This is a genomic window from Methylococcus capsulatus str. Texas = ATCC 19069, from assembly GCF_000424685.1.
In the GTDB taxonomy this organism is placed as follows: Bacteria; Pseudomonadota; Gammaproteobacteria; order Methylococcales; family Methylococcaceae; genus Methylococcus; species Methylococcus capsulatus.
The window spans coordinates 483,759-505,571 of sequence record NZ_AUKJ01000016.1; the positions used below are offsets into that span (position 1 = coordinate 483,759).

21 protein-coding genes are annotated in these 21,813 nt (G+C 62.6%); 8 read left to right on the forward strand and 13 right to left on the reverse strand.

Features of this window, described 5'->3' with window-relative positions; genetic code table 11:
* Positions 1 to 58 precede the first annotated feature (58 nt).
* Entirely contained in the window at positions 59 to 400 is a 342-nt protein-coding gene (locus H156_RS15775; RefSeq protein WP_017366256.1) for a hypothetical protein, read from the forward strand.
* A gap of 117 nt (positions 401 to 517) precedes the next feature.
* Positions 518 to 1,678, forward strand: coding sequence for an MFS transporter (locus H156_RS0104385; RefSeq protein WP_010961179.1), 1,161 nt, complete (start codon positions 518 to 520; stop codon positions 1,676 to 1,678).
* 143 nt (positions 1,679 to 1,821) lie between these two features.
* On the opposite strand, the gene H156_RS0104390 is transcribed toward H156_RS0104385, so the two are convergent.
* The 6 genes from H156_RS0104390 to H156_RS0104415 form a co-directional block, all read right to left on the reverse strand.
* Positions 1,822 to 2,550 carry a TSUP family transporter gene (locus H156_RS0104390; protein WP_010961178.1) on the reverse strand — a complete coding sequence of 243 codons (729 nt, stop codon included), beginning with the start codon at positions 2,548 to 2,550 and terminating at the stop codon, positions 1,822 to 1,824.
* Between the two features lie 207 nt (positions 2,551 to 2,757).
* Positions 2,758 to 3,045, reverse strand: coding sequence for a DUF190 domain-containing protein (locus tag H156_RS0104395; protein WP_306440576.1), 288 nt, complete (start codon positions 3,043 to 3,045; stop codon positions 2,758 to 2,760).
* Positions 3,046 to 3,087: 42 nt separating this feature from the next.
* Entirely contained in the window at positions 3,088 to 5,856 is a 2,769-nt protein-coding gene (mgtA, locus tag H156_RS0104400) for a magnesium-translocating P-type ATPase (RefSeq protein WP_017366254.1), read from the reverse strand.
* A 271-nt stretch (positions 5,857 to 6,127) separates the two neighbouring features.
* Positions 6,128 to 6,676: a PepSY-like domain-containing protein gene (locus H156_RS0104405; RefSeq protein ID WP_248617037.1), complete on the reverse strand. Its 549-nt coding sequence runs from the start codon at positions 6,674 to 6,676 to the stop codon at positions 6,128 to 6,130.
* Between the two features lie 139 nt (positions 6,677 to 6,815).
* Positions 6,816 to 7,454, reverse strand: a complete 639-nt coding sequence (locus H156_RS0104410; protein ID WP_017366252.1) for a hypothetical protein — start codon at positions 7,452 to 7,454, stop codon at positions 6,816 to 6,818.
* Entirely contained in the window at positions 7,451 to 8,104 is a 654-nt protein-coding gene (locus H156_RS0104415) for a Chromate resistance protein ChrB (RefSeq protein WP_017366251.1), read from the reverse strand. The genes H156_RS0104410 and H156_RS0104415 overlap by 4 nt, the downstream gene beginning before the upstream one ends.
* 135 nt (positions 8,105 to 8,239) lie before the next feature.
* On the opposite strand from H156_RS0104415, the gene H156_RS0104420 reads away from it, so the two are divergent.
* The 4 genes from H156_RS0104420 (at position 8,240) to H156_RS16960 (ending at position 11,528) form a co-directional block, all read left to right on the forward strand.
* The gene (locus H156_RS0104420; RefSeq protein WP_010961172.1) at positions 8,240 to 8,716 is read left to right on the forward strand and encodes a low affinity iron permease family protein; all 477 of its coding nucleotides are present in this window, start codon (positions 8,240 to 8,242) and stop codon (positions 8,714 to 8,716) included.
* A gap of 10 nt (positions 8,717 to 8,726) precedes the next feature.
* Positions 8,727 to 9,542, forward strand: coding sequence for a carbohydrate ABC transporter permease (locus H156_RS0104425; RefSeq protein WP_017366250.1), 816 nt, complete (start codon positions 8,727 to 8,729; stop codon positions 9,540 to 9,542).
* Positions 9,543 to 9,789: 247 nt separating this feature from the next.
* The gene (locus H156_RS0104430; protein WP_081504071.1) at positions 9,790 to 11,037 is read left to right on the forward strand and encodes a glycerophosphodiester phosphodiesterase family protein; all 1,248 of its coding nucleotides are present in this window, start codon (positions 9,790 to 9,792) and stop codon (positions 11,035 to 11,037) included.
* A 245-nt stretch (positions 11,038 to 11,282) separates the two neighbouring features.
* Entirely contained in the window at positions 11,283 to 11,528 is a 246-nt protein-coding gene (locus tag H156_RS16960; protein ID WP_161625734.1) for a hypothetical protein, read from the forward strand.
* Between the two features lie 175 nt (positions 11,529 to 11,703).
* On the opposite strand, the gene H156_RS0104440 is transcribed toward H156_RS16960, so the two are convergent.
* Positions 11,704 to 13,860, reverse strand: coding sequence for a RelA/SpoT family protein (locus H156_RS0104440; protein ID WP_017364302.1), 2,157 nt, complete (start codon positions 13,858 to 13,860; stop codon positions 11,704 to 11,706).
* A gap of 179 nt (positions 13,861 to 14,039) precedes the next feature.
* Between H156_RS0104440 and H156_RS0104445 the strand changes: the two genes are divergently transcribed.
* Both H156_RS0104445 and H156_RS0104450 read left to right on the forward strand, forming a co-directional pair.
* Positions 14,040 to 15,029 carry a CHAD domain-containing protein gene (locus H156_RS0104445; RefSeq protein WP_017364303.1) on the forward strand — a complete coding sequence of 330 codons (990 nt, stop codon included), beginning with the start codon at positions 14,040 to 14,042 and terminating at the stop codon, positions 15,027 to 15,029.
* A gap of 41 nt (positions 15,030 to 15,070) precedes the next feature.
* A complete protein-coding gene (locus H156_RS0104450) occupies positions 15,071 to 16,393 on the forward strand; it encodes an NAD(P)/FAD-dependent oxidoreductase (RefSeq protein ID WP_017364304.1) in 1,323 nt (440 codons plus the stop codon).
* Between the two features lie 37 nt (positions 16,394 to 16,430).
* Here the strand turns inward: H156_RS0104450 and H156_RS0104455 are convergent, their stop codons facing one another.
* From H156_RS0104455 to H156_RS15790, 6 genes are all read right to left on the reverse strand, one after another.
* A complete protein-coding gene (locus tag H156_RS0104455; protein ID WP_017364305.1) occupies positions 16,431 to 17,279 on the reverse strand; it encodes a 23S rRNA (adenine(2030)-N(6))-methyltransferase RlmJ in 849 nt (282 codons plus the stop codon).
* 45 nt (positions 17,280 to 17,324) lie between these two features.
* Positions 17,325 to 17,561 (reverse strand): hypothetical protein, encoded by a 237-nt coding sequence (locus H156_RS17460; protein ID WP_228370166.1) that lies wholly within the window; start codon positions 17,559 to 17,561, stop codon positions 17,325 to 17,327.
* A gap of 243 nt (positions 17,562 to 17,804) precedes the next feature.
* A complete protein-coding gene (locus tag H156_RS0104465) occupies positions 17,805 to 18,593 on the reverse strand; it encodes an EcsC family protein (RefSeq protein WP_017364307.1) in 789 nt (262 codons plus the stop codon).
* Positions 18,594 to 18,649: 56 nt separating this feature from the next.
* Positions 18,650 to 21,010, reverse strand: a complete 2,361-nt coding sequence (locus tag H156_RS0104470) for a P-type ATPase actuator domain-containing protein (protein WP_017364308.1) — start codon at positions 21,008 to 21,010, stop codon at positions 18,650 to 18,652.
* 41 nt (positions 21,011 to 21,051) lie between these two features.
* The gene (locus H156_RS15785; RefSeq protein ID WP_017364309.1) at positions 21,052 to 21,243 is read right to left on the reverse strand and encodes a hypothetical protein; all 192 of its coding nucleotides are present in this window, start codon (positions 21,241 to 21,243) and stop codon (positions 21,052 to 21,054) included.
* Between the two features lie 55 nt (positions 21,244 to 21,298).
* Positions 21,299 to 21,709, reverse strand: a complete 411-nt coding sequence (locus H156_RS15790; RefSeq protein ID WP_026597580.1) for a hypothetical protein — start codon at positions 21,707 to 21,709, stop codon at positions 21,299 to 21,301.
* Between the last annotated feature and the right edge of the window lie 104 nt (positions 21,710 to 21,813).

Below are 21,813 nucleotides of genomic sequence, written 5' to 3' on the forward strand. Positions count from 1 at the left end.
CGCCTTGGCAACGCATCCGGCCTTTTGCCTGCAGTGTTTCGCGCAACTACCGGAGCCCATGGAAGTGTGTCCGTATTGCGGTTCGAGCGTTGCCGACCAGCATCACGAGAGCTATGCCGCCCGGCTGATTCATGCGCTGTCCCATCCGTTGGCGGAGGTGCGCATGCGCGCGATCATTGCTCTGGGACTGCGGAGGGAGGAAGGAGCGGCCACCGCACTCCTGGCCTGTGCGTTGCGCCATCCGGTGGATGTCACCGAAGGTGTGGCCGTGGCGCAGGCCCTGGGGAATATGCTCGATTCCAGACCTGCGGTCCAGGCGTTGACCGTGCTTTCGGAACGGCATCCCGCGCGGGCCGTGCGCCGAACCTCGCGGGCCCTGTTGCAGGCAGGCGGCAGCTGACGGCACGGCCATCGAGTCCCCGGCGCTTCAGGAAAGACGCTGTGGTGGGTCCAGCGGCTCGAATCCCGATCGGGATAGACCCCCATGAATGGCCGTTCAGCAACCGAAGGAGTCCAGATGTTCCGGCAGGTCTTTTCGTTACCCTCCACCGTTTGGCTGCTCGGCCTGGTCAGCCTGTTCAACGACTCGGCCAGCGAACTGGTGTATCCCCTCGTCCCGATTTATCTCGCGTCCGTCTTGATGGCGGGTCCCCGGGCATTGGGCATCATCGAGGGCATCGCCGAGATGGTGAGCAGCCTGCTCAAGCTGTTTTCCGGGATCATCGCCGACCGGGTACACCGGGCCAAATTCCTGGTGGTCTGCGGCTACAGCCTGGCGGCGTTCTCGCGTCCTCTATTGGCATTCGCCACGGCCTGGCCCATCGTGTTGGCGCTGCGCTTCGCCGACCGCCTGGGCAAGGGTCTGAGGTCATCGCCTCGGGATGCCATGCTCGCCGCCAGTGTCTCCGGCGACCAGCGGGGCCTGGCCTTTGGCCTGCAGCGGGCCATGGACAACGCCGGCGCCGTGGTCGGGCCGCTGGTGGCGACCATGCTGATTGCGGCGGAAATGCCCATCACGGAAATCTTCCTCTGGGCGTCGCTCCCCGGTGCTATGGCGGTGTTCCTGGCCGTTTCAGTCCGGGAGCCGGCGCGGGAGATCCGGTATGACGGCAAGCCGCCCGATTGGAATCTGCAAAAACTGCCACGCGTGTTCAGGCGTTATCTCTGGGTGCTGGCGTTGTTCACGCTGGGCAACTCGTCCAACATGTTTTTGCTGCTACGCGCTCGGGAACTGGGTTTGCCTGAATACCAGGTCCCCTTGTTATGGGGCGCGACCTCCCTGGTCGCCATGCTGTTTTCCACGCATCTGTCGGGTCTTTCCGACCGTGTCGGCCGCGTACCCATGATTTTCGCCGGATGGATGATCTATGCCCTGTTTTATTTGTGCCTTGGCCTGAACGGCTCCGGCCTTTCGCTGCTGTGGCCGCTATTCGCCTTTTACGGCCTTTTCATGGCGGCGACCGAGGGTGCGGAGAAGGCGTTGGTCGCCGATATGGCGCCGCCCGCTTTGTTGGGAACGGCTTACGGCTGGTTCAATCTGACCACCGGAGTCATGTTGCTGCCGGCATCCTTCATATTCGGATCGCTTTGGCAATACGCCGGTCCCGTGACGGCTTTCGGCTTCGCCGCCGGATGTTCGCTCTTGGCTGCGATATTGCTGAAATTGTGGGTCAAATAAACGGCATGTCGCACGATGACAGCGTTCCGGCGTCCGTTCCCGGCGCAGCCCGGGAGCTGAGATCCAGACGGCTCGGCTGAGAGCGGATCACTCGTGCCGGGGTGATCGGGCCGTTGACGCGGGGCCACACCCCAGCCATTGCATCAGCCCAGGGCGCGAAGTATCAGGACCATCCCGGCCAACGCAAGAAACCCCGCGAAAATGCGGCGGTATTTGGTCTGATCGATTTGGGTATAAAGCATCTCGTCGGTCAACAGGAAAACCAGGGCGCCGACGACCAGATAAATGCCGTTTTCGGCATAGGGTATTTCGATCTGTGACCGGCTGAAGATCCACAAGGTCAGCAGTTGCGCGACGGCGAAGGTGCCGTAGGAGGCCGCGATGGTGACTCGGGCCACATCTTTTTCGTAGTTCTTGTGATGTACCAAGGCGGTCAGGAGTGAGCCGCCGAGATTGCTGAGTCCATGGACGATACCCATGGTGACGAAGTAGGTCTTTTCGTATTTCATCAGGGTGTCGATGGTACTTACTACGCCTGGAGAAAATTCCTTGAGAGCGATGAACAGCAGGAAAGCTCCGATAACCAAACCGATGTTGATCCGGGTATGTGTAATCAGGAACAGGAACACGATGATGGGGGGGACGGCCAGGAAGATCACCCGGCGGTAAAAGGAAAAATCGATGTGAGCGTGGTGTTTGACGATCTGCAGCAGATTGATGGCGATGGAGATGGGGAGCAGGACGACCAGTACATCGATGAAAGAATGGCCCAGCAGCAGTAAGATCGGCGTGCCGAACAACAATACGCCCGCACCGAAGAGGGACTGGATGATCGATGTGGCCACGACGGTAAGTACGACTTCTACTGGCATGAAATTCTCCTTGGTCATCGGGCGATGACTCGATCGGGTTTTTAAGCTGCGGCCCTCTATGTTTTCAGAGAGGGTTACGAACGGATACGGGGGCACTCGACGATCGCCAGTCACTCCGAGCCAGTCTCGAGCGGGGCGGGGGCACGGACCAATGAATGACCGTGCTCGCCGCGGAGACGAGCCGGACTGAGCGCTCAGGGTGTTCGGTCAGGGTGAGACATGTACCGTCGCATCCCAGCTCACGACATGGGCCAATACCAGGCGGTGAGTCAGTTTGTCCATGACGGCCTCGATCCTGTCGGGCCGGTCATAGAACTCCACGATCAGCGGCAGATCGAGGGAGAGGTCGACCAGGGAAGCGGTGTGAATCTTCCCATCGGTGCTGAAGCCCGCGATACCGCGCAGCACCGTCACACCTGCGACCTTCTCTTCCTCATGGAGGAACTTGAGGAGCTTGGACAGGAGATGCTCCCCTTCGCGGAGGTAGATCCGCACGATTCTCACCGAAGCCGTTGCCATAGATAGTCCCGCGTAATGTCAATCGATCCGATATTTCCTGTTCAGCCAGACCTTGATCGTCTGGGTCAGCGCGATGTAACCCGCCAAAATCAGGAACAGTACTGGCCAATAACCGCCTGGCAAGGCGGTGAAGCCGAGGTTCGCAGCCAGCGAGGAATACGGAAGCCAGATGCCGACGCAGCAGATCGCCACCGTGGTGACGAGCAAGGGAAGACTCGCCCGGCTCTCCAGAAACGGTATTTTCTCCGTCCGGATCACGTGAACGATCAGGGTCTGCGACAAGAGCGACTCCACGAACCAGCCCGTATGGAACAGCTCGGGCCGGCTCCAGGCATCGAAAACCGAGAACAAAACGAAATAGGTCAGGTAATCGAAAAGCGAGCTGACAGGCCCGACACACAGCATGAAGCGGGCTATGTGGCCGATTTCCCACTGGCGAGGCCGGTCAAGGTATTCAGGATCGACGTCGTCGGTGGCGACCGTGGTTTGCGACAGATCATACAACAAATTGTTGAGCAGGACCTGTGGCGGCGTCATGGGCAGAAACGGCAGGAATGCACTCGCACCGACCACGCTGAACATGTTGCCGAAGTTGGAGCTGGCTCCCATTTTCAGGTATTTCACGATATTGCCGAAGACCTTGCGGCCCTCGATGACGCCGTCGTCCAGCACTTCCAGATTTTTCTCCAGCAATATGATGTCCGCGGACTCCTTGGCGACATCCACCGCACCGTCCACGGAAATGCCGACGTCGGCCTCCTTCAGAGCGGGCCCGTCGTTGATGCCGTCTCCGAGGAAGCCCACCACATGCCCCCTCTGCTGCAGCAGGCCGATGATGCGCGCTTTCTGCAGGGGTGAAAGCTTCGCGAATACGGTGGTGGTCTCCAGCAGGTGCCCCAATTCCGAATCCGGTAGTTGCTCGATGGCGGAGCCGAGGGCCACCCGTTCCATCGACAGTCCCACGTCATGGCAGATTTTACGGGTAACGATTTCGTTGTCCCCGGTGAGAATCTTGATGGCGACGCCGTGTTCGCGGAGTTCGGCGATGGCCGCGGCGGCACTGTCTTTGGGGGGATCGAGGAAAGCCACGTAGCCGATCAGCGCGAGCTCTTTTTCAGCGCTGGCATCGTAGGAAATTTCGGGTGTCTCGATGTCTTTGTAGGCCACGGCGAGTACCCGGAAACCTTCTTCATTCAGGGCTGCGGTCGACTCTTTCAAACGTCGACGATGAGACTCGTCCAGATCGAAACGCTCCCCCTCCGTGTCTCCATGGGTGCAGACGGCCAGCATCTCCTCCACCGCGCCCTTGCAAACCAGGCGGTGCCGGCCCGGCTCCCGTTCCAACACGACGGACATCCGGCGCCGGACGAAATCGAAGGGGATTTCGTCGACCTTCAGCCAGTCTCCGTCGGTCTGCGGCAGTCCATCGTCGAGGGCATGGAGCAGCACGGCGTCGTCGAGCAGGTTTTTCAGGCCGGACTGGAAATGGCTGCTGAGGAAGGCGAATTCGAGCACCCGGGGACTCTCCTCGCCCCGAAGGTCGAGATGTCTCTCCAGCACGACCCGCCCCTGCGTCAAGGTGCCGGTCTTGTCGGTGCAGAGGATGTCCATGGCACCGAAATTCTGGATGGCGCTCAATTGCTTGACGATCACCCGCTTGCGGGACATCGCCAGGGCACCTTTGGCCAAATTGATGGTCACGATCATTGGGAGGATTTCGGGTGTCAGGCCGACGGCCACCGCCACGCCGAACAGGAAGGCCTCCATCCAGTCGCCCTTGGTGAACCCGTTGAGCAGGAAGACCAGTGGCACCATGACGAGCATGAACCGGATCATCAGCATGGCGAAGCGGTTGAGCCCCTGGTCGAAGGAGGTCAGGACACGCCGTCCCAGAAGGTGCCCGGCGATACTGCCAAAGTAGGTGCCGGCGCCGGTCTGTACCACGACGGCCGTGGCCGAACCGCTGACCACGTTGGTGGCCATGAAGCAGAGGTTTTTCAGCTCCAGGGGAGCGGGCGCGGTCTGCGCCGAACCGAATTTTTCCACGGGCATGGATTCGCCCGTCAGAGCGGCCTGATTGACGAAAAAATCCTTGGCCGCCAGCACCCGGACATCCGCCGGCACCATGTCGCCCGCCGAGAGATGGATGACGTCGCCCGGCGTCAAGCATTCCAGTGGGATTTCCCGGCTGACAGGCAATGCGGTACCGGTCGCGCGGCGAACCACCGTGGCCGTGGTTTTGACCAGGGCCCGCAGCTTTTCCGCTTCCAGCTTCGCGCGTCGTTCCTGCCAGAGCGACAGCAGGTTGCTCAGGACCACGATGACGGCGATCAATACCGCGGTTTTGCGATCATCCAGTGCAAAGGAGGCCGTAGCGAGGATCAGTAACAGAAGATTGAGCGGCGACCGCAGACGCATGGCCAGCTCGCTGACCAAAATCGGCCGCTTTTCCTGGCGGATTGCATTGGGACCATGCTCGCGGAGCCGCAGTTCGGCTTCCTGCTCCGTCAGCCCCCCCATACCGGAGCCCAATTCGGCCAGGGCGGCGTCAGGACCCAGCGTTGCGATCTCCAAGAGTCTTTGACTGGTCCGGTCGGCCTGGACACCGGGAGCGGAGGGGGCTATCTCGCCCCCCGGAATGATGGTGCCCAGCTCACGGCAGTAGCGAACGGCGGCCTCGCGCAGCGCCTTCCAATTCTGCGGATCCCGAGCGACGGAACCTTGGCGGATCGCCCAATCCTGGATTTTCCGGCGGAGATCATTCTTTTCACTGTCGCTGGCGTTCATCTTCTTCGGTCCGGGCTGATTCGGGTAAGCCCGAATATACCAGCATGTCTGACGGACGCCATCGCCAAAGCGTTTCCGCTCGGTCATGGGGAACGAAACAGGAATCCTCCCTTTGCGTAAGGCAAAGGCTGAAGACGATCGGACTCTCCTTTCCCTCTATATTTCAGGGCCGAAAGTAGTAATCCCTGTGCCACCCCCCCAAAGGTCCTGCATGACCTCGGCACGCGGTATTTACCGCGGCCGAAAGTCATGCAATCTCCCCTGTCGGGGCCTAGTCCTCCCCGTCCGTATCGGTTTCCGTTTTCACGATGGTTCCGTTTGCATCAAGCTCGAGCTCCAGCCGCTTTTTCCCATCGGCGAGTTCCACTTCATACCCACTGACGGTTCCTTTTGGGTTGAAAACCTTCTCGGCTTCCTTCACCGTGGCGCCCGGGTGCGCTTTCTTGATCGCGCTCACGACCGGTTCGGGAAGCTCGGTGGGCTTGATCTCCTCCTCGGTTTCGATCAACGCGCCCTCGGCGCCGTAGGTCGCCTCGAGCTTCCTGCCACGATCCTCGAATTCCACTTCATACACGATCTTGCCGTCCGTGGTCTTCTCCGAATATTTGGCCTCCTTCGCCGCCGGATAGGCCTTCTGAAAAGCCTCATGGACGGCTCGAGGAACTTGCTTGGCGGACAGTTCCTTCTCCTCGCCGGCGGCCGCGAGGCCAGAGAAGTGGGCGAACGCCAAAACGGCAAGGGTCATCGGGTGAGTCTTCATGGAGATACTCCGCGTGTGTTGTTTAAGGTCGCGGGAAAACTTTCGGAAGCTTCGCTTCAAGATTTAGAGGTAAGTTTCGCACCGCGGGCCTTTTGTACCATCCGCGACATTAACGGAAAATTACGGGATCGCAAAAATGCAGGGCCATGACGGGGAAGCAGGTCGGGACTTGGAAACCACTCAATTCATGTGCTTTCCGTCATGCACCCGAGGCCTCGGTGATGAAATGGACGCCGTAGAGGCTCACCATGACCCCGGCGATCAGGTCGAGATACTTGGCAGGAAGCCTGCGGAAGACACCGGCCTTTCCGAGCAGCAACGCAGTCACGCCGATGACCGCTAGACCGATCAGAACGCCGGCGGTGGCGGTGGCCATGCCCTGCTTCAAGGCGATGCCCAGCCAGACCACCATGATTTCCAGCCCTTCGGCGAACATGCCCCAGAACGCCACGATGATGCCGGACCAGATCAACGGATTGCCGGCGGACAGGGCATTCGCTGCGCGCCGGCTGGACGGGTCCTCATAGACCTCGAGCGTTTCCACGGCTTCCTCGGCGACTTGGTGCGCCGCCCAGAATTCGTAGAGCAGGAACACACCGAAGCCCAGCAGCAGCAAGGCCGAGATCCAGTCCAAGGCGGTCATGGGCAGCAGCAGTCCAAGCTGCGCCAAACCGAAGGAAACGACGGCCACCGCCAAGGCGCCACCGAGGCTGCCCAAGGCGGCGCTCTGCCAGCCGTGCTTGTAGGCCACCGAACTGATGACGGTGGAGGCGATGAACAATTCGGTGAACGTCACCTGAAAGGTGACGAGGACGCCGGCCAGCGAGATTTCGCTCATGGGTTTTCCTCCGAAGGGGGGAAGGGTCGGGATTTCAGCCGTTCGTGTTCGGCGGCGAACACCGCCTGGGAAAATTCTTCGAGCCGTTCTTCGCAGAGCAGCAGTTGCCGGGCGGCTTCCGCTGCCAGCTCGGCGCCGTAGAAGTCCAGTCTGCCGATCTTCTCCAGCCAGCTTTTCAGCTTCTTCAAGTCCTCGTCGTTCTCCTGGAGCTCGGCGTAGGTGAAGTTTCGGGCCGCCGTCTCCCGTTCGATCTCGGCGAGATAATCGGCGCAGCGCCCCAGGAACTCGCGGTATTCGGCGTTGCGTTCCTCGTTGAAGCGGCCTGCAATCAATTCCTGTTGCCGCCTGTCGAAACCGCTGCTCTCCAACAGAAAAGATTCGCCGCCCATTTCGCCGATTTCGTTCTGGATGATCTTGAACTGGCGCCGATGATGGTCGGATTTCGGCAACAGGCAGACTCCATTCTGGAGGTAGACGGCCCCGAGTCCCTTGAGTTTGCGCCAGAGCGCAAGACGCTTCTTGCTGGGTTCGGCAGGGACCTTGTAGATCAGCAGTAGCCAGTCGCTTTCATTCATCACAAAAATCATGTAGCCACCGTTACGTCCCAGAATAACGAACTGGCCGAGCTGTTTCGAGTAGCAGGAAGTCATATCCTTATTCCCCCGTCCCGGGCCTTTCTTGCCATCCGGAGGAACGCCGTGGTATAGCGCAACGCGACCCAGAGACCCTGGATCCGCGAAAATGAGCTATTAGCCCAACATCAAACAAGAAGGAGGAGTACCGCAATGTCATCCGACCTGAACCTGTACGATGTGGCGCGCCGTTGCGCCGCACGCCTCACCGAGAACCTCGACAACATCGGCTACTGGAATGCCAGGTTCGACCGTTTCGCCCGGCTGTTCGCGCGTCTGTCCGGCAGACCGCTCGCCTTCAACCTCGCCCTGTTCGTTATCCTGGCTTGGGTGATCACGGGCCCGATTTTCGGTTTCAGCGATACCTGGCAACTGATCATCAACACCGCGACCACCATCGTGACCTTCCTCATGGTGTTCCTGATCCAGCATACGCAGAATCGCGATACCGAGGCCGTCCAGGTGAAGCTGGACGAACTCATCCGCGCCGTCGAACGCGCCGACAATGCGTTGCTGGATTTGGAGGAACTCGAGGAGGAGGAACTGGCGCTGATGCGCAGTAAGTATGTGAGTCTGGCCCGCGCGGCGCGCCAAGGCCGGGCGAGCGGGGAAATCTTGGGGACCGAGTGACGCAGGACCGATGCGGTATCCGGCTCTGATTTTCTACCTCGTTCTGTCGCTGGCGACGGCGGCGACCCTGTTTCCGCTGGTCTGGATGGTTTCGGTGTCGTTGATGCCAGCGGCCGAAGCCATGCGCTATCCGCCCCCGCTCTGGCCCGAGGCCCCGACGCTGGAGCATTACCGGACATTGTTCGATCGCCTGGCGATTGCGCGGTATGCGTTGAACAGCCTGGTGCTGGCCGGTGCTGTCACGGCTCTGTCGGTGCTGGTCAACGCAGCCGCCGGCTACGCCTTCGCCCGCCTGCCGTTCGTGGGGCGGGATACGCTATTCCGGTTGTTGATGACCTTCATGGTCATCCCGGGGCAGGTCGCCATGCTGCCGCTGTTCCTGCTGCTGAAGCAGCTCGGCCTGATCAACACCTATGCCGGTGTGATCGTTCCCGGGTTGGCCAGCATTTTCGGGATATTCCTGGTGCGGCAGTATGCGCTGTCACTGCCACAAAGCCTGTTCGATGCGGCGAGGCTGGAGGGGGCCGGTGAGCTGCGCATCTTCTGGTCGCTGGTGCTGCCCCTATGCCGGCCGATTTTGATTACGCTGGCGGTCTTCACCTTCCTCGGGAGCTGGAACGATTTCCTCTGGCCCCTGATCGTTCTGACCGACCGCCGTCTTCAAACCCTCCCGGTGGCGCTGGCTGCCCTGATGGGGGAGCATGCGGTTGACACCGAGCTGATGATGTCGGGTGCAGCCCTCACGGTGGTGCCGGTGATCGTTCTGTTCCTGGCAGCGCAGCGATACTACCTCGGCGGGCTGATGCAGGGCGGCGTCAAGGGATAGCCGCGCGATGGCCGCCCATGGCGGCCGCCGGTCACGCCCCTGTCATTTCCACCGATTACCGTAGCGACCGTTTCGACCCGGCTTGCCGGGCCGAAAGGGCGCCGGACATCCGCAGAATCCCCGCGGCGGAGCCATTCCGGCCGATCCACCGACAGCCAGTAGGCGGTCAGCCCGTTTTCATCCATGTTTCCGCACCCGGGCTCGACCCGCGCCGGCTGGTGATCAGCGCGTAATCGGAGAGATGAACATGTCGAAAATACGTCTGTTATTCAGTTTGCTTGTGGGTTCCTCGTGCCTGGCCGCGGTTTCGGGCGAGGTGATGGCCGGCAGGACCGACGGCATCCAATTGGGGCCGCGTCCGTTCTTTCTGGTCAATGACATGAGGGATGGCAAGCTGAAGAGCAAGCTGCTGAAATGTTCCGAAGGACCATTCAGAAAGGCCGAGTTTGCGATTGGTCACCGCGGTGCAGCATTGCAGTTTCCGGAGCACACCCGGGAGTCCTACGAGGCTGCGGCACGCATGGGGGCCGGCATCATCGAGTGCGACGTGACCTTCACCAAAGACAAGGAACTGGTCTGCCGCCATGCCCAGAACGATCTGCACACCACCACCAACATCCTCACCATTCCCGAACTGGCGGCGAAGTGTACCAAGCCCTTCACGCCGGCTACTTTCGACGCCAGCGGCAACCTGATCACTCCGGCGAGCGCTGAGTGCCGTACCACCGACGTCACTCTGGCGGAATTCAAGATGCTCAGAGGCAAGATGGACGCCTTCAACCCCAGGGCAAAGACCCCGGTGGAGTTCCAGGGTGGTACGCCGGACTGGCGAACCAATCTCTATGCCGGACCTACCAGCGGCACGCTGATGACTCACAAGGAAAGCATCGCACTGTTCAAAAAACTGGGCGTGAAGATGACGCCGGAGCTCAAGAGTCCCGTCGTGTCGATGCCTTTCGACGGTTTCAGCCAGGAAGACTATGCGCAAAAAATGATCGACGAGTACAAGGAAGCGCTGGTTCCCGCCAGCAAGGTTTTTGCGCAATCCTTCAACAAGGCGGACGTGCTGTACTGGATCCAGCATGAGCCTGCCTTCGGCAGACAGGCCGTCTATCTGGATGACGCCGAGGAGGTGGCGGACCTGCCCGGCGCCGCCGAGCTGGCACAGTACAAAGCCGACGGCATCAACATCGTCGCGCCGCCGATCTTCGCCCTGCTGGACGTGGATGCCGCCGGGAACATCGTGGCTTCGGAGTACGCCAGGAACGTCAGGCGTGCCGGTCTGGACATCATCACCTGGACGCTGGAACGCTCCGGCATCCTCGCGGATGGCAATAACGGTTTTTATTACCAGACCTTCGATTCGGCGATCCATCGCGAAGGCGACATGATGCGCGTGCTCGACGTACTGGCCAGGGACGTGGGTATCCGGGGCATCTTCTCGGACTGGCCGGCGACGGTGACGTATTACGCCAACTGCATGAACCTGAAATGAATTTGAGCGAATACGGTTCAACCGAGCCGTAACGAGCCGCGGGTGAACATCGTGTGGAGGCGTCATGGCGGCGGCTTCATGCGCGCCGGAAGGAGGGCGATGGCGGGAATGGGGAGGTGATCGAATCACAGCCCGGCAGGACAGAACCTGCCCGCCATCTCGGGCGGGCGTTTCGGTGTCTTCCCCAGTTCCACGATAACGGACCGGCCAGCCTCGTCCGGGTGCGGGGGCCGTTCAGCGGGCCCATGCCCAACCGCGACGCGAGCGGTTTCTGGAACGGCCATGAGCGTAGCGCCAGGACTCGACGAACAACTGACCCCGGCCAGGTGGGCGAGACCGGATTGCGGCTGCAAAAGGAGATCGAGGAGGGGGAAGTGTGTCTGACCCAGGCCATCCATCGTCAGACCCTCGGGGTGGTCGGTTCCGTCGGTACGGTGGCGGGAATGATCCGGCTGCTGGAATGGTTCCTCGCCCATCCGCCCAGCCCGTAGGCCACGGGTTCCCCGACAAAAATACTTCGTACCCGAACGGCACGACCCACGGAGGTTTTTCGGGGTACCTGATCGCGGGGCAAGCCGATTCAAGTCATGCTCGCGGTCGTGACCATTCGTCAGTCTTCTTGGCACCGGGAGTCGCCACTGCACGGCGAAAGGTGGTGGCGTTGCCCTAGCCAGGCAGTTTCCGCCGGGCTTCCTGTACGTTATGGATCTGCCCGATCTTTTCCAATGCGGTGCTGAGCTGGCCGAGGTCGTGGACTTCGACCGTGATGTCCATGACGACGCCCTGGTCTTGCAGGTTGGTCTCGGTGTAAGTCCGCAGGATGTTGATGTGCTCATGCGCCAGCACCTGGGTGATGTCTTTGAGCAGTCCTTTGCGGTCGAACGCGCGAACCTCGATTTCGACAGGGAACACCCGTGTTTCCTCCCCCCAGGCGACGTCGATCAGCCGGTTTCGTTTGCCCGAGGGGAGCTGGACGACGTTGGGACAGTCCTGGCGGTGGATGGTCACGCCGCGGCCGACGCCGATATAGCCGATGATAGGATCGCCCGGGATCGGCGCACAGCAGCGCGCGAAATGCGTCAGCAGATTCCTGACCCCCTGCACGGTCACTTCGCCGGTTCCGCGGACGGCCGCGCGCGCCGGTTTCCGAGGCGGTACGGGAGGCGGCTGGAATCCGGGCACCTGGAGCGCGGCGGCCAGTTGTCCGGGACCGATGTCGCCGCGGCCGATGGCGAGCAGGACGTCATCGGGCCGCGGCAGGTGGAAATGGCGGGCCAGGGCGTCGAGGTCGACGTCCCGGGTCTGGAGCTTGTGCTTTTCCTTGTCGAGTATGGCCTTGCCGGCGCGCAGGTGCTTGTCGTGGTCCTGCTGTTTGAACCACTGCCGTATCTTGTTGCGCGCGTGGGCGGTCCGCACGTATCCCAAACGCGGGTCGAGCCAGCCGAGCGTTGGGCCGCCCTCCTTGGCAGTGAGGATTTCCACCTTGTCGCCCGATTTCAGCGGGTGGGTCAGCGGCACCATGGCGCCGTTGACCTTGGCGCCCCGGCAGCGATGTCCGACTTCCGAGTGGATGGCGTAAGCGAAATCGACCGGGGTGCTGCCTTTGGCCAGGCGGATGACCTGGGCGCGTGGTGTGAGCACGAAAATCGCATCGCCGAAAGGCTCTTCGCGGAAGTCCTGCAACAGCGAATCGTTGTCCTCCTCGCTCTCCAGCAGCCGGCGCAGGGAGGCGATGCTGCGGTCGAAAGCCGCGTCCTGCCCGCCGCCTTCTTTATAGCGCCAGTGGGCGGCGACACCGTATTCGGCGAATTCGTGCATCGCCTGGGTGCGGATCTGGATTTCCACCGGGCGGTCGTCGGGCCCGATGACGACGGTGTGCAAGGACTGGTAGCCGTTATCCTTGGGGTTGGCGATGTAATCGTCGAACTCCTTGGGAATGTGTGGCCACAGGCCGTGGACCGCGCCCAGCACCGTGTAGCAGGTCGGAATGCTGTCCACCGTGACGCGTACCGCCAGAAGATCGTACAGATCGGCCAGTTGGGCATGTTTGCGCTCCATCTTTTTCCAGATGCTGTACAGGTGCTTGGGGCGCCCCGATACCCGCGCGTCGATGCCGAGTTTCTTGAGCTCGTCCCTCAAGAGCCCCATGAAATTCAGGATGTAGACTTCCCGTTCGGCGCGGTTGGTGTTCAAGGACTTCGCGAGCGTACGGTATTCGTCGGGATGCAGGTAGCGGAACGACAGGTCTTCCAGTTCCCATTTCAGTTGGCCGACGCCCAGCCGGTGCGCCAAGGGGGCATAGAGCTCCAGGGTTTCGCGGGCGATGGACTCCCGGACGTCGCTGTCCTGATATTTGAGGATGCGCATGCGCTGTACCCGGTAGGCGAGGCGGACCAGCACGGCGCGGACGTCGTTGACGACGGACAGCAGCATGCGCCGCAGCAGTTCGGCTTGTTCGGGGCCGGGATTATCCTGCAGTGAATATTCGTTGAAGGTATTGAGCCAGTTGACCTTTTCCAACAGCCGGACGGTCTCTTCGTCGAAATGGCCCCGGATGAATTCCTGTGGCAGCGTCTCCCGCAGATAAGGATCGGCCAGCAGCGCGGCCTGGATGCTGTAAGCATCCACCTTCAGGTTCAGCAGGATATGTCCGACGTCGACGCCGCGCGGGCGGGTCTCGGGATCCTTTGCCGCCGCGTCGATGGCGAGGTTCAGTGCCTTGCGGATGTTTTCCGCTTGGGCTGGATAGCCTTGTTCGAACAGCCGGTGCAGTTGTTCGGCATCCAATTTCGAGGCGTCAGACTGGTAGTGCGTGTGCTTCATTCAGTTTCGAGCGGGTGGAAACGCCAGAGCCTGGAGGCGAGCAGGTACGGCGGTTGCCGCGTGAGGGGGATCACCACCATAATCGGGCTGCGAATGGCTCTCCCGCAATCTTAGCAGAACTGATACTTCCCGCCCGCGGGCCGGAGCCGAAACCGTATGTTGCTCGAGGAGCGCGGGTGATGCAGGAGATAGAGGAGGAATCGGGGAAGGCCGATACCCCGCCGCTGGCGGAATGCCGTGCCGATGCCATCGTACGCCGGTTCGCGTCGCAGTATCTCGATCGCATGGAGTGCAGTGAAACCGGGATTCTGGAAAACCCCGAGGCATTGCACGACTACCGTGTGGCCCTGCGCCGCAGCCGGACCTTGCTGGGGCAGCTGAAAGGCGTGTTCCCCGAACGGGATGCCCGCTGCTGGCTGGACCGGCTCGGTCGTCTGGGCGAACTGACCGGGCCGCTGCGGGATTGCCAGGTCATGCTCGCCGATCTGCCCCTCTACCATTCGATGCTGCCCGAGTCGCTGAGGCCGGCATTGGCGCCGCTGCAGTCGTATCTCGAACGGGAAACGGCGTCTGCTCACCGGATACTGGCAGAGCGTATGCGGCGCAAGGATTACCGGCGCACGATCGAAAACTGGCGCCGGTTCCTCGAACGGCCCGCGCCGAAGCGTCCGGCGGCGCCGAACGCCCTAGTTCCCGCCGGCGAGATCTGCGGCCGGCGCATCTGGAAACTTTACCGGTCGATGCTGCGGGAGGGCGCGGCGCTCGGGCCGGACAGTCCGCAGGATGCGTTCCACGCCTTGCGGAAGCGGGGCAAGAAACTGCGCTATCTGCTGGAGTTCTCGGCTTCGCTGCGGGGCGATGGCAAGCTCCGGGATCTCATCGCCCAGTTGAAGAAGCTCCAGGACGTCCTCGGCGAATGCCAGGACACCGCCGTCCAGCGCGCCCGCCTCCTGCGCCTGGCGGAAACCCTGAGACAGGACGGCCAGCCGCTCGACACCCTGCTGGCGATGGGAGTCCTGGTCGGTCACCTGGAACAACGCCAGTCGCGCTGCCGCCGGGCTTTCGGCGAAGGCTTCGCGGAATTCGCAGGAAAGCCGGTGCGCCGGCGTTTTCGCAAACTGTTCGGACCCGGCCACGATGAAGGAGACAGAGGTCGGCGTAGGGCTTAAACTTTTTTAGGACTCAACCTAACAAGAATGGAAGGGGATTCATGCAACGAAAACGGAACGAGCAACCGACACCTCGCATCCTGATCATTGGCGGCGGCGCCGGTGGCCTGGAACTGGCAACCAAACTGGGCAAGACGCTCGGCAAGAAGGGAAAGGCGCAGGTGACCCTCATCGACGCCCATCCCACCCATATCTGGAAGCCTCTGCTGCATGAAGTCGCGGCGGGCACGATGGACGTGAACGACGATGAGCTGGATTACCTGGCGCAGGCCAACGCCTGCCATTTCCGTTTCGTCCTGGGGCGCATGAACGGTTTGGATCGCGTCGCCAAACAGGTGAAGCTCGCGCCGATGACCAACGCCGCAGGCGAGGAGGTGATTCCCGCCTGTTCCTATCCCTACGACATTCTGGTCATCGCCGTCGGCAGCGTGTGCAACGATTTCGGCGTACCCGGCGTGGCCCAGAACTGCATCTTCCTGGACACTACGGAAGAGGCCCAGCAGTTCCACCGGCGCCTGCTGGAGGCCTACATGCGCGCCCATGCCATGGGCGGGGCGAAGCAGCCCGGTCAGCTCGACGTAGCCATCGTCGGCGGCGGCGCCACCGGCATCGAACTTTCTGCCCAACTGCACCAGGCGACCCGACTGCTGGCGGCTTACGGCCTCGACAACGTCAAACCCTCGGATATCAAGATTCATCTGATCGAGGCTGCCCCCCGGCTGTTGCCCGAATTGCCGCCGCGTCTGTCCGAATCCACGGTCAAGCAGCTCCTGGCGCTCGATGTCCAACTGCACCTTGGCGAGCGCGTGGTGGAGGCACGGCCGGATGGCGTCCTCACCCATACCGGCAAATTCATTCCCGCCACGCTGAAGGTTTGGGCGGCTGGCGTCAAGGCGCCGGATTTCCTGGCGCAGACCGATCTGGAAACCAACCGCCTCAATCAGGTCGTGGTGCGCCAGACGCTGCAGACGACACGGGACGACCACATCTTTGCCATCGGTGACTGCAGCGCCTGTCCTTGGCCGGAAAGGAACACTACTGTGCCGCCGCGCGCGCAGTCGGCTCACCAGCAGGCCAGCACTGCCTACGAGAACATTCTGCGGCTTCTGGCCGGCAAGGCGCCGGTCGATTACCGTTACCGCGATTACGGTTCCCTGGTTTCCCTAGGCAAGTACAGCACGGTGGGCAATCTGATGGGCAATCTCCTCGGCAGCGTGATGATCGAAGGGGTGATTGCCCGCTTGGTCTACCTGAGCCTTTACAAGATGCACCAGTACGCACTGTTCGGGCCGTTGCGGGTCGGCCTGATCATGATCGCTCATTTCTTCAGCCAGAAGCTGCGGCCGAAGATCAAGCTGCACTGAGGCGGAGGCGGGTTCGAAGTCCAGCGTCCGCGCTTCTCTAGTCCGGTTCGCCCGCCAGCCACTCCAGCCGCCAGCCGCCTTCGCCCTCCGGACTGAGGGTCGCGTGCAGCCAGGGCAGCAAGGTCTTCATGTGTTCGTCGAGGCGCCAGGGTGGGTTGATCACGATCATGCCGCTGCCGTACATCCGCTTGTCACCGCTTTCGGGCAGCACCGACAGCTCCATCGCGAGCAACCGGTCGATGCCGGTCTGGCGGAATTTCCGGCGTAGCCGGTCGGCGGTGCGGCGGTCCTGGATTGGGTACCAATAGGCGAAAATGCCGGTGGGCCAGCGTTTCCAGGCCCCCGCCGCGGCTTCGGTCATCCGTTCGCGCTCGTTGCGCAGTTCGAAGGACGGATCGCAAAGCACCAGGCCGCGCCGCTCGGGAGGCGGCAGGAAGGCTTTGAGGCCCTGGTAGCCGTCGGTCGGGTGGACCGTGATCCGGCGTTCGCCGGCGAAGAGAGAGCGCAGCGACAGGACCTCGGTGCCGTGCAGCTCGCACAGGACCATCCGTTCGCCGCCGCGAAGGAAATGCCGGACGATGAGCGGCGAACCGGGATAAAACCGTAATCGGCCGCCGGGATTGAGCATCCTCACCGCGGCCAGGTAATCCTCCAGCTCGGGCGGTACCGAAGGCAGCTTCCACAAGCGCTCGATTCCGCTCCGGTGTTCCCGGTTCTGCTTCGCCATGGCCGATTCCAGGTCGTAACGCCCGGCGCCGGCATGGGTGTCGAGGTAGAAGAAGGGCGCCGGTTTGCGCAGCAGCGAGCGGACGATCTGCGTCAGCACCGCGTGCTTGAGGACGTCGGCGAAATTGCCGGCATGGAAGCCGTGGCGGTAGCTCAGCATCGGTCGAATGGAAACGAGGATTCGCACCCCAGAAAGCGGGGACGATTAGCGGGCTGATGGCGGGTAGCGCCGTTCCAGGTCATCGAGAAAACGGCCGATCTGTCTCATACTACCTTTCAACAGCCGCGGCGGCTGCCCGTTCAGCCACCGCTCCAGGCGCGTGCTGCTGCCGGGCCACAACACCAGCCCCCCCATGGCCAGGAAAGGCAGGCCCAGCACACCGGGCGTGACCAGCCCGACGACACCGGCGGTGATCAGCAGCCAGGCGACGTCATGTGGCATGCGGCGTATCCGCTGTTCCGTTTTTCGTTCGATGGCGAGGGCGTCCAGTATCGCGAAGCCATTTTCGAGGGATGGTTCGCTCTTTTCCGGTCTGGTGGGCCGGGGCGGAGCAGGGAGGGCTGCCGGCCTGTTACGCCGCTTCGTAGATTTGCGCCCGGGATTGGGACTTTCGGTCATGTTTATGTTGCTTCGAGGTCGGACCACCCATGTTACCTGCAGCAGGTGGCACGGCTCAATCGCGACTCACGTGGGTGCTATCCAGCCTGCGATCCTGCCGCGATCGAGCAGCCAGCGTTCCTGGTAAACGTGCTTGGCGGCGAGGCCGGCGCGCCGGCTGAAGGACCGGTTGGCATAGGCATTGAGCGCGACGGACAGGCCGGGAACGAACGATGCCAGCTTGCGGCCGAATACGATCCGCTGCAGTACCGCCAGCGCTGCGTCGTTCACGGCGTCGCCGACGAGGTGATGCTCGAGCTGCCAATGATAGTTCTCCAGGGCGCGCGTTCGTTCCTCGGCCGTTTCGGCGGTGGCCAGCGCCAGGATGTGCAGCATGAAGCCGCGGTCACCCGTGCGCTCCGTGGAATAGCCATAGGCCTGGGACACGCGATGGATCAGCCGCAGCGCCACGCCCAGCGATGCCGGAACGCCCACCAGGACGGTACCCAGGCTGCCCGTGCCGGTCACGGCGCCTACACCGGTGGCGAGTTTGAGTCCTTCTTCGATGACTTTGTCGGCCAAGCGGTCGCTGAATTCCAGCGACTGCGCGCCGATTTCCTCCAGGCTGCGAATTCCACCGTGGCGCAGGATCCAGTCGTCCCGTACCAGTTGTTCGGCCATCTTGTTGAGGGCGTCGAGCGCGAATCGCGAAGCAGGGGCGGGTATGATCTTCCGGCCCAGCCGGACCAGCGGCCGCCGCGCGCGGTTCAGGAGCGGGCTCGCCAGATGAGGCTTACGCCGTTTCCATGCGGCGATGGCCCGGATCTGTTCGGCTTCGTAATGGCTCGGCGGTATGGCTGGAATGAGGTGTTTCATGCCTATCAGCAAGACTGGCGGAGAGGGCTCCGGACTCCGGCGAGCGCCGGGCTCGTTCAGCGCAGAAGCGGAACGCGACGCACCTTTGCCATCTGCAGGTCTCGCCGCAGACGGCGGTCGACGTTCACGACACCGAGGTTGGCGATGATGCCGGAAGTAATGCCGTTGAGGATACCGGCGAAGGCGCCGGCGATGCAAAGCAGATTCGGGATAGCCGCCGTACGGCAGGCCGAAACGACGTTGGCGTCATGGCTTCGGGCCAGCTCCATCAGAGCGACCAGGGGATCGAGCGATTCGCTCAGGAGCGCGATGTCGCAGGGCCCGCTGTCACCCAGCGGGTTTACCAGGCCGATGGTGACATGGGCTTCGCCCGCCATCTCGGACTCCTTGTCGAAGTCGCCGACCAGCGTGGTCCGCACGCCCCGGTTTTTCAGCCCCCGTAGAAAGCGGATCTTCTGCTCCGCGTTCAGCCCGCCGCCGGAAAGATCGGCACCGAGGCGGCGCATGAGTTCGGCGGTTTCGGCCTCGGGGCGTGACGAGACGACGAATATCTGCCGCATGCCGAGCGCGCGGAGAGAGGCGAGGGTTTGGCTTGCGCGCGGCCGGTGCGAGTAAGTGAACCGCAGCTCCGCGACGTCGGTGCCGTCGATGCGCATCCGCAATGGCGCCGTGACCGCCTCGGAGTGGCTGAGAGCTCCCGTCAGACTGACGGTATGGCGGCCGCTCCGCACCTCGACCGCATTGGCGTCCAGCGACAGCAGTTCCGGCTCGCGGACGACCAGCCCACGCTGGGCGCAGCTTCGGGCCAGCGCCTCGGCGCGTTCGTCGCCGAGGAACAGTCCGGCGCCCGCGGCGTGCCGCAGGATCGTGTCGGTATACGGCGCCTGGCTGGCCACTTCGGCCAGCTCGAGCTGCGGATCGAGGAGGCCCGGCAGATCGCCATCGATCACCAGGAAGTCGCTGTCCTTCATGCGGGCGAGAGCCGAAGCGGATTTGAGCAGGGCACCGGCGCGCCAGGCCAGCCGCATGGCCCGGAGTGTCTCCATCGGCAGGACCATGTCGGGGCCGCTGACCCAGTCCTGATGCAGGATGGCGCCCACCGTGATCAGGTCGCCCACGGCCCAGCCTACGCCGGCGGTGGCCAGAGTAGGGAACACCGTGCGGTCCGCCAGTTCTTCCGCTCGGCGTCGCATGGTTCGGTCGGCGGGCATCAGGGAGGCGGTGTCGAGGACCTGCCTTGTGAGACCGGCGGCCCGGGTCTCTGGTCCGGTGCGGACGGCTTGGATATCCAGGGAACCGTTGGCCACGACGGTCCCGGCAAGCACTTCGTCGCCGGCTGTTTTCCGTACCAGGCCCGGATGTCCGCGAAGGCTGGATTCCTGGACCAGGGCCTGGCCGGCGAGGACGACGCCGTCGACCGGGATGATCCGGGGCGCAGAGACTTTGACCCGGTCGCCGGCGCGCAGATCGGAGGAAGCGACCCGTGACTCGATGCCTTCGGGGCTCAGCAGGACGGTCTGTGCCGGAACCGGCAGGTTGTCTTCCAGAAGCGCCCGGGTTTCCCGGGTCAGATGCTTCCGCCAGTTCTGCTGCCAATAGCGCAGAGACCATTCGGTCAGGGCATACGCGAGGACCTGGCCGGTGGCGATCGAGCAGGCGAGCAGGGCGGTGTGAAACACCGCCACGCCCAGTTTCCCGTGGCTGATCTGCTTGCCGGCATCCTGCAGCACCCGGAGATTGCCCGCCACCAGCAGACCTGCCGCGAGCGGCGTCGCGAGCGGCAGCATCAACTCCCCCACGGCGCCGAGTCCGACACTGGCGTTGGCGACCCGGAAATCCACCGCCGCGGGTTCGGGAATGCATGATGCCGTTTCGGCGATCAGAAGCCCCTCGGCGACGCGTAACAGAGCGGCCGGTTCCAGTGAACCGGCGTGGTAACGGATTCGGATCGTGCCGGAAGCGGCATGGCCAGAAACACGCCGGACGGCATCGAGTGCGCCGAGCGCGGCTTCGATGGTTCGGAGACGTATGGCATTGCCCTGCAAGGACGGATGTCGCAATTCGAGCCAGCCATTGGCGGCGGACCCGATCCGGAACAGCGAGATCAGGTCGTCATGCCGATGCAGCGTGACGGGGGAATCCGCCGGCCACTGCGGCAAATCCCGGTCTGCCCGCCCTTCTTCCTCGACGTCCACCGCGGCGGCCAGCCGCCGGCGGAAAGCGTCGACGCCTGTCTTCGCGGTGCGGTGTCTGATGAGCGCACATCCCCGGGAGGGTTCCAGCTCGAGTGACTCGACTTCCGGGAGGGTGAACACCCGCCGGGCAAAACGGCGGGCGACCTTCGCTCGGCCGGGGCCGAAGACCGCCGTATCCTCGATGCGTAGCCAGCTGGAACCGAACGCGATCCTACCGGCCATACATCGTTATGTTGGGAGCACGCGGCTCGTCGGCGAAACGGCTAATCGGCATAGGGCTTGATTTCGCCGAGTTCGACCATGCGGTCGAGTTCCATGACGATCAGCCTGTCCTGTTCGTCCAGGACGTTGTAAAGCTCCTGCAACTGCTTCTGCCGGCGTCGGACTTCGATGATCATGGCCGACAGAAAAATGGCCGCCAGGGCGGTGGTCAGTGCGTTCGTCACCTGTTCCATGCGTCTGTCCTCCGGATTCAACGGGGTGAAAATACGGGTCGAACGGGCGGTCCAGTCAGGCGCCCATGGCATCCTTGGCGCCCTCACGGATCACTTCGATCGTACCCAGGAAGCCGTCCTTGTGCAGCCTGTCCTTGATGTCCTTTTCGATATTGGGGCTGTCGTGGTGCAGGCTCAGGAAGCGCAGGAACTCCTGCAGGGCGTGCAGCGCCCGGACCGGCTTCTGAATCAGCCCCAGATTGAGATGGAATCCGTGGTACTCGCCGCCATCGCGCGGACCCGATCGGTGCATGTCGCGGACGATGAGCACCGGGTCCTTGCCGATGAACTGCGGATGCCGCTTGACGATGTCACGGGACTGTTCCGGGGAAAGTACGTAGAGCGGGTCACCGTCCTGGAAAGAGCGGATCATCTCGAAATTGTCCCGGATCACCTGCGCGGCGGGGGAGGTCCAGCCGGTATCCAAGATGAATATGCGAAACCTCGGAGCCGGCCGCCCGCCGGCGCTTTCCGGGACGGCGGTCGCGGTTTTGCTTCTGCGGCCACGGGATGTGGGGGTGTTTGGTTCGG

Bases quoted from the DNA above. Each gene is read 5' to 3' on its own strand.
- H156_RS0104465 (WP_017364307.1), bottom strand. From the start codon at position 18,593: ATGAAACACCTCATTCCAGCCATACCGCCGAGCCATTACGAAGCCGAA.
- H156_RS16960 (WP_161625734.1), top strand. From the start codon at position 11,283: ATGCCCAACCGCGACGCGAGCGGTTTCTGGAACGGCCATGAGCGTAGC.
- H156_RS0104420 (WP_010961172.1), top strand. From the start codon at position 8,240: ATGTCATCCGACCTGAACCTGTACGATGTGGCGCGCCGTTGCGCCGCA.
- H156_RS0104445 (WP_017364303.1), top strand. From the start codon at position 14,040: ATGCAGGAGATAGAGGAGGAATCGGGGAAGGCCGATACCCCGCCGCTG.
- H156_RS0104430 (WP_081504071.1), top strand. From the start codon at position 9,790: ATGTCGAAAATACGTCTGTTATTCAGTTTGCTTGTGGGTTCCTCGTGC.
- H156_RS0104385 (WP_010961179.1), top strand. From the start codon at position 518: ATGTTCCGGCAGGTCTTTTCGTTACCCTCCACCGTTTGGCTGCTCGGC.
- mgtA (WP_017366254.1), bottom strand. From the start codon at position 5,856: ATGAACGCCAGCGACAGTGAAAAGAATGATCTCCGCCGGAAAATCCAG.
- H156_RS0104450 (WP_017364304.1), top strand. From the start codon at position 15,071: ATGCAACGAAAACGGAACGAGCAACCGACACCTCGCATCCTGATCATT.
- H156_RS15785 (WP_017364309.1), bottom strand. From the start codon at position 21,243: ATGGAACAGGTGACGAACGCACTGACCACCGCCCTGGCGGCCATTTTT.
- H156_RS0104455 (WP_017364305.1), bottom strand. From the start codon at position 17,279: ATGCTGAGCTACCGCCACGGCTTCCATGCCGGCAATTTCGCCGACGTC.
- H156_RS0104440 (WP_017364302.1), bottom strand. From the start codon at position 13,860: ATGAAGCACACGCACTACCAGTCTGACGCCTCGAAATTGGATGCCGAA.
- H156_RS0104425 (WP_017366250.1), top strand. From the start codon at position 8,727: ATGCGGTATCCGGCTCTGATTTTCTACCTCGTTCTGTCGCTGGCGACG.
- H156_RS17460 (WP_228370166.1), bottom strand. From the start codon at position 17,561: ATGCCACATGACGTCGCCTGGCTGCTGATCACCGCCGGTGTCGTCGGG.
- H156_RS0104415 (WP_017366251.1), bottom strand. From the start codon at position 8,104: ATGACTTCCTGCTACTCGAAACAGCTCGGCCAGTTCGTTATTCTGGGA.
- H156_RS15775 (WP_017366256.1), top strand. From the start codon at position 59: ATGGAAGTGTGTCCGTATTGCGGTTCGAGCGTTGCCGACCAGCATCAC.
- H156_RS0104470 (WP_017364308.1), bottom strand. From the start codon at position 21,010: ATGGCCGGTAGGATCGCGTTCGGTTCCAGCTGGCTACGCATCGAGGAT.
- H156_RS0104390 (WP_010961178.1), bottom strand. From the start codon at position 2,550: ATGCCAGTAGAAGTCGTACTTACCGTCGTGGCCACATCGATCATCCAG.
- H156_RS0104410 (WP_017366252.1), bottom strand. From the start codon at position 7,454: ATGAGCGAAATCTCGCTGGCCGGCGTCCTCGTCACCTTTCAGGTGACG.